Origin of the sequence: Posidoniimonas polymericola (genome assembly GCF_007859935.1) — a bacterium.
In the GTDB taxonomy this organism is placed as follows: Bacteria; Planctomycetota; Planctomycetia; order Pirellulales; family Lacipirellulaceae; genus Posidoniimonas; species Posidoniimonas polymericola.
Genome location: NZ_SJPO01000011.1, coordinates 56942 through 71487 on the forward strand (window position 1 = coordinate 56942; position 14546 = coordinate 71487).

A 14546-nucleotide genomic window follows, 5' to 3' on the forward strand; every position below is an offset into this window, starting at 1 on the left:
TAGACAACCCCGCCGGCGGCGCGGAAACCCGCCCGGCGCCCTCCCCTGCCCCATTGCCAGCCTGTTGATGACCGATTCAGACCCGCCGGAGCCGCTTGTCCAGCTGCAGGACGTGGGGGTCCGGTACCCGACAGGCACCCACGCCCTGGTCGGGTTATCACTGGACATCCAGCCGGGCGAGTTCGTCAGCCTGCTGGGGCCGTCGGGCTGCGGCAAGAGCACCGTGCTGCGGTTAGTCGGGGGCTTAACTAAGGCGACCAGCGGCCGTGTCCGGCGGGCATGGGACGGTGGGCCGTCGCAAGACGCCCCCGTCGGGTGCGTGTTCCAGGAGCCAACGCTGCTCCCCTGGAGCACGGTCTGGAACAACGTCTACCTGCCGCTGCGGCTGCAGTCGCAACGCCGCAAGTCGGCCCGCCAGCGGGTCGACGAGGCGCTCGCGCTGGTTGGGCTCACGGAATTCGCCAAGGCCTACCCACGCGAGCTCAGCGGCGGCATGAAGATGCGGGCCGCGCTCGCCCGGGCGCTGGTGACCCGTCCGCGGCTGTTGATGCTCGACGAGCCGTTCGCCGCGCTCGACGAGATCACTCGGTTCCGCCTGAACGACGACCTCTTGAGGCTGTGGAGTGAGCGCGAGATGACCGCGCTGTTTGTTACCCACAGCGTGTACGAGTCGGTCTACCTGTCGACCCGGGTGCTGGTGCTGAGCGAACGCCCGGGCCGCGTTGTCGACGATATCACGGTCGACCTGCCGGGGCCGCGCGACGAGTCGGTGCGTTCGACCAGCCGATACCTCGAGCTCTGCGCCCGCGCGTCCGATGCGCTGCACCACGCCATGGGCGAGGCCCCCACCGCGAAAGGGGCCGCGTCATGAGCTACGCAGCAAGCAACAACGGTCCGCACTGGAGTCGCCGCGTGCTGCGGCTGGCGGCGCCGCTGGCGCTCGGCGCCGTCGTGTTGGCGGCGTGGGAGATCGTGGTGCGGGTCAAGGAGATCTCGCCCTACTTGTTGCCGACGCCGTCGGGCATCGCGCAGGCGATGTGGGAGCACCGCGAGCCGCTGCTGGCCGCGTGGGGCGTGACGCTCACGACAATGCTCATTGCGCTGGCGGCCGCCGTGTTGGGCGGAGTGCTGCTGGCCGCGTTGTTCTCGACCTCACGCGTGCTGGAACTGAGCCTGTTCCCGTACGCCGTGACCCTGCAGGTGACGCCGCTGCTGGCGATTGCGCCGCTGCTGCTGATCTGGATCCATGAGCCGCGGTGGGTGATGCTGCTGTGCGCGTGGATCGTGGCATTCTTCCCGATCCTGTCGGGCACGGCGGTGGGGCTCCGCGCCGCGGACGCCGGGCACGAGGACCTGTTCCGGCTGTACGGCGCCTCGCGGTGGCAGCGGCTGCGGCTGCTCCTGGCGCCGACCGCCCTGCCCTACTTCCTGGCTGGGCTGCGGGTGTCGGTGAACCTGGCCCTGGTGGGCGCCGTGGTGGCCGAGTTCGTCACCGCCGCCGCGGTCGAGCACCCCGGTCTGGCGACCATTATTTTCGAAGCCCAGTACCGCTCCGACACCGAACGGGCGTTCGCGGCGCTGGCGATCATCTCGCTGACAGGCGTGGTGTTCTACTTCGCCACGCACCTGCTGAGCGGCTGGCTGCTGTCGAGCCGGCAGGAACGGCGCGTCTCCTCGCGAGAGGGCGGGTCGGTCGCGGGGTAATCGTCAGCCGCGGTGGCCTCTGCTAGAGTGAGGGCATGCAACGCACCCTCTGCCTCATTGTATTGCTGGCGGCCTCCCCCGCGGCGGCGCTCGAGAACGTCACGCTGGCGCTCAACTGGAAGGCCCAGCCCGAACTGGGCGGGTTCTACCAAGCCCTGGCCGACGGAACGTACCGCGATGCCGGTTTCGACGTGAAGATCCGTCAGGGCGGGCCTCAGATCAACAACCGGCCGCTGCTGGCCGCCGGCCGCGTCGACTTCCTAATCGGCACCAACCTGCTGCAGGCGTTCGACGCCGTCAAGCAGCAGACGCCCACCCGGGTGGTGGCCGCGATGCTGCAGAAGGACCCGCAGTGCCTAATCGCCCACCGCGGCCAGGGTTACGATCAGTGGTCGGACCTGACCAAGGCGCCGCTGTTGATGGCGGCGACCGGCCGCTACAGCTTCTTCCTGTGGATGGAGGCCGCCCACGGCTTCCAGAAACGGAACCTGCGGCCCTACAACCACAGCCTCGCGCCGTTCCTCGCGAACAAGACTTGGATCCAGCAGGGCTACGCCACGGCCGAGCCGATGCGCGTCGAGGAGGCGACCGGCGAGGCGCCGCTCGTGTTCCTGCTGGCCGACCACGGTTGGGACAGCTACTCCACCGTGATCGAGGCCCCGCAGGCCGCAATCGACCGCCAGCCCGAACGTGTCCAGCGGTTTGTCGACGCCTCGATCAGGGGCTGGTACGACTACCTGTACGGAGACAATCGAGCGGCAAACGAGCTGATCAAGCGTGACAACGGCGCGATGACCGACGCTCAGATCGCCTTCTCGCTTAAGCAGATGAAGGCCCAGGGCCTCGTCGACTCGGGCGAAGCGGTCGAGAACGGCATAGGCGCCATGCGGCTCGAGCGGGTCCGCCGTTTCTACCAGAAGATGGTTGACTCGGGCCTGCTTAAGGCCGGGGAGATCGACCCCGACGACGCTGTCACGCTACAATTCGTCAACCAAGGCGTGGGGCTCGACCTGCGTCCCAGGGTTGCAGGCGACCAACGGGCTGCCGGCGACAAATAGCCGATCGGCGGCCGGTTATCATTCCCTTGCGTATTCGATTTTTTTAAAGGACAGGCGATGAAGCATCTGAAGCACGCGAACCTCGAACAGGCGGTTTCTTCGGTGGTCGCGGCCCTGGTGGCGATGGCCCTCACCGGCTGCCCCGGGCCCGTCAGCACGCCGGAGGGCGACGCGGCTGCCCACGCCGACCACGACCACGGCGATGGCCACGAGCACGCCACGACCCTGGTGGGCGCATACGAGGAACTGGAGCACATGGCCGCGGATATCAAGTCGTCGTTCCAGGCCGACAAGCCCGGTGACGCGCACGACGCAATGCACGAGATCGGCCACGTGATTCTTTCGATTCCCGCGTTGGCAGAAAAGGCGGGCGTCGGGTCGGCTGACGAGGTCAAGCAGGTTACCGACGACCTGATGGACGGCTTCGCCAAACTCGACGACGTGATGCACGGCGGCGACAAGGTCACCTGGGACGACGTCAGCGCGAAGATCGACGCCGCCATGCAGAAGCTCGAGGGCTGGCTCCCGGCCGACGCGCACGCCGATCACGATCACGACGGCGACGATCACGCCGACCACCAGCACTAGTTGGCCGCGGGCGTCCGGCCCGTCGCTGCGGAGGCGGAAGTTTGGGTCTCCGCGACTACTTCCGCGTAACGTACCCCACCAAGATTGCCCCCAGCAGCAGGCCGCCGCCGACCACCGCCAGTATCGGGATCGGCGCGGCCACCCGGTCCCACTGCTCGAGGCCGTGGCCCAGGTTGGCGCCGAACACCGCGCACAGCGTCAAGAGCGGGAAGGTCAACGCGGCGAGCACGTTCAGCCGGTGCGCGGCCTTGGCCTGCCGCCGGCTCGAATCGGCCTGCTCCTCGGCCCGGCGGGCGATCACGAAGTCAAGTGTGTTGCGGGCGTCGGCCTGCAGCAGCTCGGCCCGCCGCGACGCCGCGTACGCGCGGTCACGGAGCAGGATCAGTTCGCGCACCTCGGGCAGCTCCTCACGGGCCTGCTGCAACGCCTGGTGCAGGTTGTGCGAAGCCCGCACCAGCGGGTTGAGCAGCGTCAGCAGGTCGAAGTACTCGGCGGCCGACTGCGCAAGGTCCTCGTCGGCGTCGATCCGGTCAAGCAGCTTGTCGTACTCGTCGATCAGCTCGCCGACCGGCGACTCGCCGTGCCGCAGCGACTTGGGCCGCCACTCGCCCTCGGGGCTGCGCCAGATCAGCCGGCCCTCGCGTTCGTCCTGATCGGGGAGCGGCGGGGAGTGCAGCACCAGCAGCAGGTGGCCGTCGTGCACCATCGCCCGCTGGCGGCCGACCTGGTCGCCGACGCGGTTGCGGATGACCTCGGGGAGCGTCCACTGCTGCGGGATGAGCGGCGTGTCTGCCATGGTTACTCGTTGGGGAGGAGAGAACCGGTGTCCGACAAGAGTGGTTCGCCGGGCCGTGCCGTTGCTTGGGTGAAGATTAGGTGAAGCCCGTTAACGACTAATCCAGTAGAACGTCGTGCCGGCCTCGTCGACCTTCACCTCGCCGTGCAGCCGGGCCTGGAACAGCAGCCTGCTGAGGATGCGGTAGTACGGCATGTTAGCGGCTGGCAGCTTGGCCTCCACCTCCGCCGGGTTGATCCGCTTGGCGGCCATCGCCGCGTGGTCCCACAGCACCGGCATCTCGATCCGCGGCGCGATGGCGTCGATCGCCTCCTGCAGCGAGAAGCCTTCGATCTCGACGTTGATCTTCTCGAACATTTTCGGCGCCAGCTCGGTGCCGCGCGCCTTGGTCGGCCAGCCGATGGGCCACGCCTCGTCGGCGTCGGCGGCGAGCTTGATCGCCACCCGGACCGGCCTGCCGCGGGGTTTCTCGGGCGCCAGCGCCAGCCCCTCGGCCTTGAGCGCGATCGCCAGCCCGCAGCCGTACGACAGCGTCTGCAGCTCGTCGCGGCACGGCAGCCGCTTGAAGGTCGCGGCGACGAGCGGGTCGACCTCGATGTCGAGTCCGGTGTCGCGGCTTAGTTGGTTGGTCAGCTCCGCCAGCGGCTTGCCCGCGGTAGAGAACGTGATCGGCTTGCCGAGCTTGGTGAAGGCGTCCTCGAACTGCTCTTTGGTCAGGCCGAACTGGCCCCGCGCGGCGGTCATCGCCTGGCCGCCGTCGGCCAGCACGCGGTCGAGGTAGTCCTTCAGGGCCGCGGTCTGACTCATCGTGAACGAGGATCCGGGGAGCACGAGCTTGCCACCCGAATTCAGCACCCCAGTGATCTGGTAGTGCGTGCCGGAGCCGAGCGTCGACTCCTCGATGGCGGCCTGATCCCCCGAACGGCCGCCGCGGATCCGCACATTGGTGATGCCGGCCTCGGCCAGGCGTCGACCCCACTGCTGCGGCGCGGTGATCGCGGCCCGGTCGCCAGTGACGATAGTGAGCGAGTACGAGTCCGCGAGGGCAATTGTATTAGCAATTACCAAGACGGCTACCGGCATGATGATTCGAGTAATCATGCAGAAAGTCTAGCACACGGTCGCGATACTGCTTCTGCCGAGGATTCCGCAGCGCTACGAGTCAAACGTCAGCTGCACGACCTCTTGGTCGGGGTCGATCATCGAGGGCCCCACGTTCACGTTCACCTGGCCGCCGTCCGGCAGGCCGACCGCCTCGCCGTCTTTGAGGACCGCGCCCTTCTCGAGCACGTAGTGCGCCAGGTTGTAAGCCGTGCCTGCCAGCCGCTGGGAGTCGCCGTCGTAGTAGGGCGCCTCGAACTCGCGGTGCCCGAGCGCCTCGAGCCCGGTGGTGAACAGCGACAGCGCCTCGGAGTCCTCGTGCTGAGCGACGCGGAAGTCGACCCACAGGTGCAGCGGCAGGTCCTCGGGCGTGATCACCGAGGCGAGCTTCGCGAAGTCCTCGGTGCGGTGCACCTGGCCGCTCGGTCCCCACACGATGCCGGTGCCGTCGGCCGCGGTCGCCAGCGCCGCCGTCAGCCGCGTCATCCGCGTGGCGGTGTGGATCGGCTTCTTGTCGTCGTCCAGCAGCGTGAGGAACAGGTGGTGGGTATGCGGACGCAGGTCCTCTTCGGCCTCCGGCCAGTACCACGCGGTCGCGCACGGGCCCTCGAGCCGCTCCCACGGGATCGGGCGGTCGACCAGCGTGTAGTTGCCGTTGATCGAACCCCAGCGGAAAGTCACGCTGCGCTCGCTCTCGCTGGTGAGTTCTGGGGGCGCCTGTTCCGAGAAGTCACGCGAAAGAATCTCGCAGACCTGCTCGAGGTCCGGCAGTCGTTCCGCCGGCAGGGTGACCAGCGCGAGCCAAGGGGAGCCTGGGTGCATGGTGCTCATTCGTCCAAACTTAGTCGTCGTTGAATCTCAGTCGTTGCTTCGCACGGCCTCGACCACCCGCGCGTGACCCGCCAGGTCGCGGACGGTCGGCCGGCGTTCGAGTCGTGGGGTCTGGTCGATAAGCTCCTCCACCCGCGGGGCGATCATCGGGCTGATTTCCATCAGCAACGACCCGCCCGGCTTGAGGTGGTGGGCGGCGGCGGGCAGGAGCCGCTCGATGACATCGGTCCCCGCGGCGCCGCCGTGCAGCGCCAGGTGCGGCTCGTAGTCGCGGACGTCCGTGTCGAGCTCCTGCATCTCGTCGGTGGTGATGTACGGCGGGTTGCTGACGATGTAGTCGAGCCGCATGTCGGGCTTGTTCGCGGGGAACAGGTCGGCCTCGACAAAGTAGACGCGGTCGTTGACCTTGTGCCGCTCGGCGTTGCGCTTGGCGACCGCCAGCGCGGCGGGGCTGAGGTCGATCGCCAGGACGTCGGCGTTGGGGATGTACTTGGCGGCGCAGACCGCCAGGATGCCGCTGCCGGTCCCGACGTCGGCGATCTTCAGACGGTTGTCGCTCGCGGGCCGCTCCTTCACACGGTCGGTCAGCGTCACGACGATCAGCTCGCTCTCGGGCCGGGGAATGAGCACGTCGGGCGTGACCTCGAACGGCAGCGAGTAGAACTCGCGGCTGCCGACCAGGTAGGCGACCGGCTCGCCCTCGCCGCGACGCTTGACGAGCGCCTTGAACTTGTCGCGGGTGTCGGCGGGCGGGACCTCGTCGAACGAGGCGTAGAGCATGATCCGCTCGCGGCCCAGCGAGTGGGCCAGCAGCACCTCGGCGTCGAGCCGCGCGGAGTCCGACTCGACCTTGGCGAAGTGGTCGGTGGTCCAGCTGAGCAGGCGGCCGATGGTCCAGGGGGCGTCGGGCATGGCTTCGCAAAGGGGAAAGGGGAATGCCGAAAGGCGAACCAAGGCGCCAAGACCAGCTGGTCGGCTCTCCCCATTCGCCTTTTCCCTTTCGTCAGTCCAGCCCTCCCATTTGATCGCGTTGCTGCTGCCGTTCGTAGTCGATCAGCCCGTCGGTGACCGGCTGCAGGTCGCCGGCGATGATCTGGTCGAGCTTGTGGAGGGACAGGCCGATGCGGTGGTCGGTCAGGCGGTTCTGGGGGAAGTTGTAGGTGCGGATCCGCTGGCTGCGGTCGCCGGAGCCGACCAGGCTCTTCCGCTCGTCCGACCGCTTCTTGTCCTCTTCCTGCTTACGGTGGTCGTAGATGCGGCTCTTGAGGACGCGGAGCGCCTTGGCGAGGTTCTTGTGCTGCGACTTCTCGTCCTGGCACTGCACAACAATGCCGGTCTCGAGGTGCGTGAGCCGCACGGCCGATTCGGTCTTATTGACGTGCTGGCCGCCCGGGCCGCTGGCGCAGAATTTGTCGAGCCGGTAGTCCTCGGGGGTCAGCGTCACCTCGACCTCCTCCGGCTCGGCCATCACCGCGACCGTGGCGGCCGAGGTGTGCACGCGGCCCTGGGTCTCTGTCTCGGGGACGCGCTGCACGCGGTGCCCGCCCGACTCGTACATCAGCTCGCGGTAAACACCTTCGCCTTCGAGCGACAGGCTGATCTCCTTGAAGCCGCCCAGCTCGGTGGCGCTGGCGTCCATGACCTCCATCTTCCAGCCCTTCGCCTCGGCGTGCCGCTTGTACATCTCGTACAGGTCACGCGCGAAGAGGGCGGCCTCGTCGCCGCCGGTGCCGGCCCGGATCTCCATGATGCAGCGGGCGCGGTTGGCGTCCTCGCCGCCGATGGTCATGCCGAGCAGCTCGTCCCACAGCCCTTCACGTTCTCCGATCAGCTCGGGCAGCTCGGCCTCGGCCAGCTCCCGCATGTCGGAGTCGTCGCCGTCGGCCATCTCGCGGGCCTCGGCGATCTGCCTGGCGATGTCCTTGAAGTGCCGGTACCTGCCGGCCAGCCTGGCGAGCGAGCCGTGCTCGCGCGCGGTCGCCGACATGCGGCTGGAGTCCGCCTGCACGGCGGGGTCCATCATGTCGCGTTCTAGCTGCTCGAAGCGCGCCAGTTTAGAGTCGAGGAGGTCGCGCATGGGTGAGGGGAGGGAGTCGGAAGGCAGGGGGCAGGGACGTCAGCCGCCGGCCGCCAGCTACTTCTTCCCCTTTTTGCCCAGGCTGGCGTAGCCGGCCCCGGCGAACTTCTTCTTGAACTTGTCGATCCGGCCCGCGGTGTCCACGAACTTGATCTTGCCGGTGAAGAAGGGGTGGCACGCGCTGCAGATGTCCACCTTCAGCTCGCTGCGGACGCTCCGCGTTGTGAACGTGTTGCCGCAACCGCAGTGAACTTCCGTGTCCTGGTAGTTGGGGTGGATGCCGTCTTTCATCGTGCTCGCCCTGAGACTTGCTGTGCCTATGCCGCGGTCCGCTGGGATTGGTATCGCCCGGCGGGGTGCGTGGGATTGGAAGAATCCTTAAGAATACCGCTCTACAGCGGCTCACTCAAGCCCAACGCCCCACCGAGCAGAGGGATTTCTCGGGGCGACCTGTGCACGGCAGCGGATGCGGGTTATAGAAATAGCAGGATTTTTCGCCGTTCACGCAGTCCGCCACACCGATGGATAGCCCCGAAAACACCAGGAAACCGACGGCAACGGGCCGGGCGGGGGACGCCGCGGGCGACCCTTTTGACCCTGCCGGCTACATCCGCGCCGCGGACGGGGCGCCGGTTCTGCTATGGGCGAGCGGGCAGGATTGGACCCAGCGGCGGCTCAACCGCTACGCCCGACAGCGTTTTTTGGACGCCGGCGCAGCCGAGCAGTGGACCTGGACCGAAGCCGTGCAGCAGGGGTCTGCTGCCCGCGTTGGCCGCCAGATTGAGGACGCCTACCAGGCAGGCGAGCCGTTCTGCCTGCTTTACACCGCCGAGCTGGGCGGGACGCGTTTCGTGGTCGCCGACCGGGGCGAGCCGCGTCGCGATTCCGCCGGAAAGCTGGCCGGGTACGCAGGCTCCTGGGCCGTTGTCGATGAGCCCGACCGTCCGGCTGCGGACGACGATTCCGCCCAGTCGCTCGTCCCCTTGCTTGGTCTGCGGAGGGACGAAGCCTCCTACGGTGAGCTGATCACCGACCTAAACGGCCAAGTGGTCGCGGCCAGCCAGGTCATGGAGCGGTTGCTCGGCTACACCGAGCAGGAGCTGGCGGAGCGGACCCTGATCGATCTGGCTCACGCCCAGGATCGCCATTCGCCGCCGGCCCCCATTGGTCCGCTGACGTCCCGGGCGTGCGAGCGACGCTACCTTAAGAAGGACGGCGGTGTGCTGTGGAGCCGCACGTCGGTTGAGACGATCCAAGACGCGGCCGGCCAGCTCTGCGGTTACCGGGTCGAGGTGCACGATGTGTCGGCAGAGAAGCAGACCGAACGGGATCACCTAGACAGCCTGCAGCGGCTGACAATTGCTCAGCGGGCCGGCGGCGCCGGGGTGTTTGAGTGGCTCATACTCGAGAACCGGGTCTACTGGTCCCCCGAGCTCGAGGAGCTCTACGGGATTGAGCCGGGCCGGTTCGGCGGGACCTTCGACGACTGGGCGAAGCGGGTGCTGCCGGAAGATAGCGAGAAGATCCGCCAGAACGTCGCCGAGTGGATGCAGCAGCGACGCGAGGACTGCGCGTACGAGTTCCGCGCGATCCTGCCCGATGGATCGCACCGCTGGATGTCGGGGCACGCCAGGTTCTTCTACCGTGAGGACGGAACACCCGAGCGGATGATCGGCGTCAACGTCCGGATGGACTTGCTGAAGTCGGTGCAGCAGGCGCTGGAAGAGAGCGAGGAGCGGTTCCGGGCGCTCGCGGACCATATGTCGCAGCTGGCGTGGATGGCCGACTCAGAGGGGTACATCTTCTGGTACAACCGCCGCTGGTACGAGTACACCGGCACGACCCTCGAAGAGATGCAGGGTTGGGGGTGGAAGAAGGTGCACCACCCGGACCACGTCGACCGCGTGGCAGAGAAGATCCAGAAATGCTGGGACAGCGGCGAGGTCTGGGAGGACACCTTTCCCCTGCGGGGCCGCGACGGCCGCTACCGCTGGTTCCTCTCGCGGGCGATGCCGATGCGAGACGCCCAGGGCGAGATCGTCCGGTGGCTCGGCACCAACACCGACATCACCGACCAACGCGACGCCGAGGAGGCCCTCCGCGAGGCCGACAGCAAGAAGAACGAGTTCCTCGCCATGCTCGCCCACGAGCTCCGCAACCCGCTGGCGCCTATCCGCAGCGGGCTCGACCTGCTGCTGCTCGGCGTGAATACGCCGGAGCAGTCGCGGGCGCTGGAGATCATGCGGCGGCAGACCTCGCAGCTGACCCGCTTGATCGACGACTTGCTGGACGTGTCGCGGGTGATGCGGGGCAAGATCACGCTGCAGAAGGCCCCGGTCGAAGTGAGGCAGGTGATCACGCAGGCGGTCGAGGCCTGCCGGCCGTTCCTCGACGACCGCCGGCACGAGTTCCGCCTGGTCGAGCACCCCGAGCCGATCTGGCTCGACGCCGACGCCGCCCGCCTGGCGCAGGTGCTCGGCAATCTGCTGAACAACGCCGCCAAGTACACCGAGGACTGCGGTCGGGTCACGCTCACGACTTCGGCCGCCGGGGACAAAGCGGTGATCGAGGTCGCGGACACGGGCATCGGGATCGAGCCGTCGCTGCTGCCGGACGTGTTTGAGCTGTTCACGCAATCGACCCGTTCGCTCGATCGGTCGCAGGGGGGGCTCGGCATCGGCCTGACAGTCGTCGAGCAGATGATCCGCCTGCACGACGGGTCCGTGACGGTCGCCAGCGAGGGCCTGGGGCACGGCAGCACGTTCACGGTGACACTGCCGACCATCGCGGCCCCGACGGGCGTGTCCGCCGCGTCGTGGTCGCCCGACGCGTCAGAGGTCAGCCGGCCCCGCAAGATCCTGATTGTGGACGACAACCAGAGCGCGGCGTACCTGCTGTCCCGGCTGCTCGGCAAGCTGGGCGAGTTTGAGATCGAGACCGCCGCCGACGGCCCCGAGGCGCTCGCGGCCGCCGAGACTTTCGGCCCCGAGTTGGTGTTCCTCGACATCGGGCTGCCGAGGATGGACGGCTACGAGGTCGCCCGGCGGCTGCGGGAGCGGGGGGGCGAACGGCCCGCGATCGTCGCGCTATCGGGGTACAGTCGAGAGGCCCGCGACGATCCCGGCCGAGACGGCTGCTTTGATCGGCGGCTGGTGAAGCCCGCCGACATCGGCGCCCTCGAGAGGGTGCTCGCCGAACTTTAGAGCGCCGGCCTGCTCTACGCCGGCGGCTGCTCGGGGCCGGTCTTCCGCCGGTGGCGATCGACCACGACGGTGTCGATCAGCAGCTGAGCGAAGTGGTAAGTGATCAGCGGGAAGATTGTCATCGGGCCAAACTGCAACGCGACCCCGACCCCCACCGCCATCGACTTTTGGCTGCCGGCGATGGTGACCGCCAACGCGTCGGCCGGCCCCAGGCGGGCGGCCCAGCCGGCGGCGGCCGCCACCGCAAGCAGCACCATGTGCAGCACGATGATCATGCCGACCAGCAGCAGCCAATGGCCCGAGGTGGGGCGGAACTCGCTGCCGCGCATCGCGTTGCCGGCCTCGATGGCGCCGAGCAGGGCCATGAACAGCACGCCCCACTGGGCGATCAGGCTGAGCAACCGCTTCTGGCGATCGGCCCACGCCCCCACGCGCCGCGGCGCCCGGATCAGCTGACCGGCCACCATGGGCGCCGCGATGCCGAGGAGCAGCTTGATCATCAGCTCCCGCGGCTTGATGTCGACGGTCGCCCCCATCAGCAGGCCGGTCCAGAACGGCAGAACCAGGAAGCAAGAGAAGTTGGAGATCATGCTGGTCAGTGCGGCGGCCGCGTCGTTGCCGCCCCCGCGGCGGGTCCAGACGATCGCCGCGGCGATGGTGCACGGCACCGTCATCGCCACGACCAGTCCCTCCGCCAGCGGCGGCGGGAGCGGCCGGCCGATCAGCCAGCCCAGCGGCGGCGCCACGCCGGCGTTTACCAGCAACGCCAATCCGACCGCCAGCCAGCTGTCACGCGCCCGCAGCACCAGCCCAAAGTTGGTGGCGAGCGAGGTCGCCAGCATCACCACGCCGATCACGACCAGCTTCGGCGTCAGCCGCGGCAGGAACGCCAGCGGGCCGCACAGCGCGAGCCCCCCCAGCAGCAGCGTCATCAGCACGAACAGGAACCAGCGTTGAGCGAAGAAACGCCGCATCGGGGTCCTATTCTGCTGGCTGCGACCCGGCGCCGAGCAGCCGCGCCGCGCGGATCTGGTTGCCGAATCGTTGCGGCGATGTGTCTTCGCTGAGCAGCCTGGCGGCCTCTTCCCGTTGGCCGAGCGCCTCCAATGCCCGCGCCCTGCCGTAGCGGACCGCGTCGGCCAGGTGGGTGTTCTCGGGGGATTCGGTGTCGACCCGTTCGAACCACTGGGCCGCCTGCGTGTACTCGCCCTGATCGTGCTTCAGGACGCCCAGCCACAGCGTGGCGTCGGCCTTGTTGCGGTGGTAGATCCGCAGCCGCTCGGCGTTCAGCACGCGGGTGTCGAGCTTCTTCTCTGAGGGTCTGACCCGCGGGCTGAGGTAGAGCTGGGCGGCGGCGCGGTGGTCGTCGATTGGGTCGTGCAGGACGCCCTTCTTCTTGGCCTCGCGCTCGGTCTCGAGCATGCCGCGGATGTGCAGCATCCGCGCCTTCCAGAGCTGCGGCGTCCAGGCGAAGGGCTGCAGGTCGAGCGCCGCGGCGCTGCGGGTCTTCTCCGCCGCGACGCTGTCCGAGCCTGCGATGCGGAGCTCGCGTCGCAGGTTGGCAAGCGGGTGCGGCCACAGCCCGACCTCGTCGACTCCGGCCGCCTGCTGCAGCTGCTCGGCCGCCGCGTCGGCGTCGACGTGCAGCACGATCGCCGAGCTGCCGCTCTGCTGCTCCTGGAGCTGGGCGGCGCGGCTGCTCATGGTGAGCGGCTCCGACACCACCGCGAAGCTCGCCTGCGCGAGGGCGTCGGCCGACACCGGGTAGTCAGAGTCGGGGCGGTCGAAGCCCCGCAGTAGCGATGGGTCTTCTCGCAGGGACGACAGCGCAATCGGCTCGTCCGCTGGGGTTGTCAGCGCCAGGCCGAGCTGCGGGTCGAACAGGTACAGCTCGCCGTGATCGACCACGCCGCACCACAGCCATTCGTCGCTGCCCTCGCCGATTGGCAGGGTGACGACGCAGCAGTCGATCCGCTGCTGGCGGCAGAGCTGTGCGAACAGCCAGGCGCGCTGGGCCGCGCCGCCGCGACCGTAGAGGAGGGTCTCCCACGGGTGGTGGTTGCGGACACGGGGGCTGTCGGTCAGCGTGACGTTGCGGACTACCCAGTCGAACAGCCGGGTCGCACGGGGAAGCGGGTCGAAGGCGTCGCCGGCGGCCCACGAGCCGATGTCGCGGCACCAGGCGGCCTGCTGAATCAGCCGCCCCTCGTGGTCGGCAAAGGAGTTGCGGTTGAGGGCGTCGCCGCTGAGGTAGTCCTGCAGGACGGCGTCGTTACGGAGGGCCTCCGGCAGCGTCTCAACCCGCGCGGGAGGCTGCACGACGCTGTCGGCGGCCTTGGTGCGTGAGCGGAGCCAGCGGTTGAAGCTCTCGGTCAGGCGGGTGATCTCCTGGGCGTCGGGCGTCGGCTCCCAGCCGAGCGGCGGCTCGCCGTTCTTGGCGTACGCGCCCAACGCGCGGTTGATGGCCTTCATCCGCTCGTCCTTGACCCGCCAGATCTCGATGCGGGGCGGCCACGCAATTGTCGGCACGCTTTCGGCCAGGATGTTGAGCGGAAGGTTTTCGGCCGGGATCTTCACGCCGAACGCGGTGACCTTGCCGAGGTCCCGCAGGGTGTCCAGGCCGGCCATGCCGACCCCGGGCTGGTTGGCGAACACCTCTTCGGAGATCCACACGGTCAGGTCACGCGGCGGCCGCACGCTGTCAACAACCTGCAGGCGGCGGTCGCCCAGCACCTGGGCGACGACGAGGTCGGTCGCCTCGTGGCTCACCATCTGGGCGTCGATCTCGCCCGTAGCGTTCTGCCGTTCACGCGACTCGCTGTCGGGGAACATGTAAAGCTTGACGGTGTCGCCGGAAGAGACCCCCAGGTCTCGGAAGTTGGCGTTGCCGCTGGCGATTTCAAGCACGTTCCAGGGCGCCCCGGCGACCCCCTCGGGCTGCGTGACCGTGACGAGCACGTCTTGTCCGTTGCTGCTGAAGCGGGAGTCCAGCAGCACGGTCGGGGGGCTTAGCTCGAGCGGGAAGTTGTTTGGCAGGTTGTTTAGTTTCGCGAAGTCAGCCTCGAGCATCGCGGCGTCTTCGCGGGCCGAGCCGACGCCGCCGTCGCCGGCTGAGAAGCGGGACTCCACCCGCTTGCGGCAGCCAGAAACGCCCGCGGCCAACGCGGCGAGCATAAGCGTGCAGGTAA

13 protein-coding genes are annotated in these 14546 nt (G+C 68.3%); 5 read left to right on the plus strand and 8 right to left on the minus strand.

Annotation, left to right across the window (positions count from 1 at the left end):
- Window positions 1–67 precede the first annotated feature (67 nt).
- Genes Pla123a_RS19845 through Pla123a_RS19860 form a run of 4 tightly spaced genes read left to right on the plus strand, consistent with a single transcriptional unit; the run spans window position 68 to window position 3350 of the window.
- Window positions 68–871, plus strand: coding sequence for an ABC transporter ATP-binding protein (locus tag Pla123a_RS19845; protein WP_146590254.1), 804 nt, complete (start codon window positions 68–70; stop codon window positions 869–871).
- A complete protein-coding gene (locus tag Pla123a_RS19850; RefSeq protein ID WP_146590256.1) occupies window positions 868–1704 on the plus strand; it encodes an ABC transporter permease in 837 nt (278 codons plus the stop codon). Before Pla123a_RS19845 ends, Pla123a_RS19850 begins: the two co-directional genes overlap by 4 nt.
- 35 nt (window positions 1705–1739) lie before the next feature.
- Window positions 1740–2762 (plus strand): ABC transporter substrate-binding protein, encoded by a 1023-nt coding sequence (locus Pla123a_RS19855; RefSeq protein ID WP_146590258.1) that lies wholly within the window; start codon window positions 1740–1742, stop codon window positions 2760–2762.
- A 57-nt stretch (window positions 2763–2819) separates the two neighbouring features.
- Window positions 2820–3350: a hypothetical protein gene (locus Pla123a_RS19860; protein WP_146590260.1), complete on the plus strand. Its 531-nt coding sequence runs from the start codon at window positions 2820–2822 to the stop codon at window positions 3348–3350.
- Between the two features lie 55 nt (window positions 3351–3405).
- Here Pla123a_RS19860 and Pla123a_RS19865 read toward each other — a convergent pair whose 3' ends face one another.
- From Pla123a_RS19865 to rpmE, 6 genes are all read right to left on the minus strand, one after another.
- Complete coding sequence (locus Pla123a_RS19865) at window positions 3406–4146, minus strand: hypothetical protein (RefSeq protein WP_146590262.1); 741 nt, start codon at window positions 4144–4146, stop codon at window positions 3406–3408.
- Window positions 4147–4236: 90 nt separating this feature from the next.
- Window positions 4237–5247 (minus strand): hypothetical protein, encoded by a 1011-nt coding sequence (locus Pla123a_RS19870; RefSeq protein WP_146590264.1) that lies wholly within the window; start codon window positions 5245–5247, stop codon window positions 4237–4239.
- A gap of 54 nt (window positions 5248–5301) precedes the next feature.
- Window positions 5302–6078, minus strand: a complete 777-nt coding sequence (locus tag Pla123a_RS19875) for a DUF4261 domain-containing protein (RefSeq protein ID WP_146590266.1) — start codon at window positions 6076–6078, stop codon at window positions 5302–5304.
- Between the two features lie 27 nt (window positions 6079–6105).
- Complete coding sequence (gene prmC / locus Pla123a_RS19880) at window positions 6106–6990, minus strand: peptide chain release factor N(5)-glutamine methyltransferase (RefSeq protein WP_146590268.1); 885 nt, start codon at window positions 6988–6990, stop codon at window positions 6106–6108.
- Window positions 6991–7081: 91 nt separating this feature from the next.
- Window positions 7082–8155: a peptide chain release factor 1 gene (prfA, locus tag Pla123a_RS19885; protein ID WP_146590269.1), complete on the minus strand. Its 1074-nt coding sequence runs from the start codon at window positions 8153–8155 to the stop codon at window positions 7082–7084.
- A gap of 57 nt (window positions 8156–8212) precedes the next feature.
- Window positions 8213–8446 (minus strand): 50S ribosomal protein L31, encoded by a 234-nt coding sequence (gene rpmE, locus Pla123a_RS19890; protein ID WP_146590271.1) that lies wholly within the window; start codon window positions 8444–8446, stop codon window positions 8213–8215.
- A 230-nt stretch (window positions 8447–8676) separates the two neighbouring features.
- Here rpmE and Pla123a_RS19895 point away from each other — a divergent pair, with 230 nt between their 5' ends.
- Window positions 8677–11358 (plus strand): PAS domain-containing protein, encoded by a 2682-nt coding sequence (locus Pla123a_RS19895; RefSeq protein ID WP_146590274.1) that lies wholly within the window; start codon window positions 8677–8679, stop codon window positions 11356–11358.
- Window positions 11359–11372: 14 nt separating this feature from the next.
- Here the strand turns inward: Pla123a_RS19895 and Pla123a_RS19900 are convergent, their stop codons facing one another.
- Both Pla123a_RS19900 and Pla123a_RS19905 read right to left on the minus strand, forming a co-directional pair.
- Window positions 11373–12332, minus strand: coding sequence for a bile acid:sodium symporter family protein (locus Pla123a_RS19900; RefSeq protein ID WP_146590275.1), 960 nt, complete (start codon window positions 12330–12332; stop codon window positions 11373–11375).
- Window positions 12333–12339: 7 nt separating this feature from the next.
- A complete protein-coding gene (locus tag Pla123a_RS19905) occupies window positions 12340–14532 on the minus strand; it encodes a transglutaminase domain-containing protein (protein WP_197528135.1) in 2193 nt (730 codons plus the stop codon).
- Window positions 14533–14546: the final 14 nt, after the last annotated feature.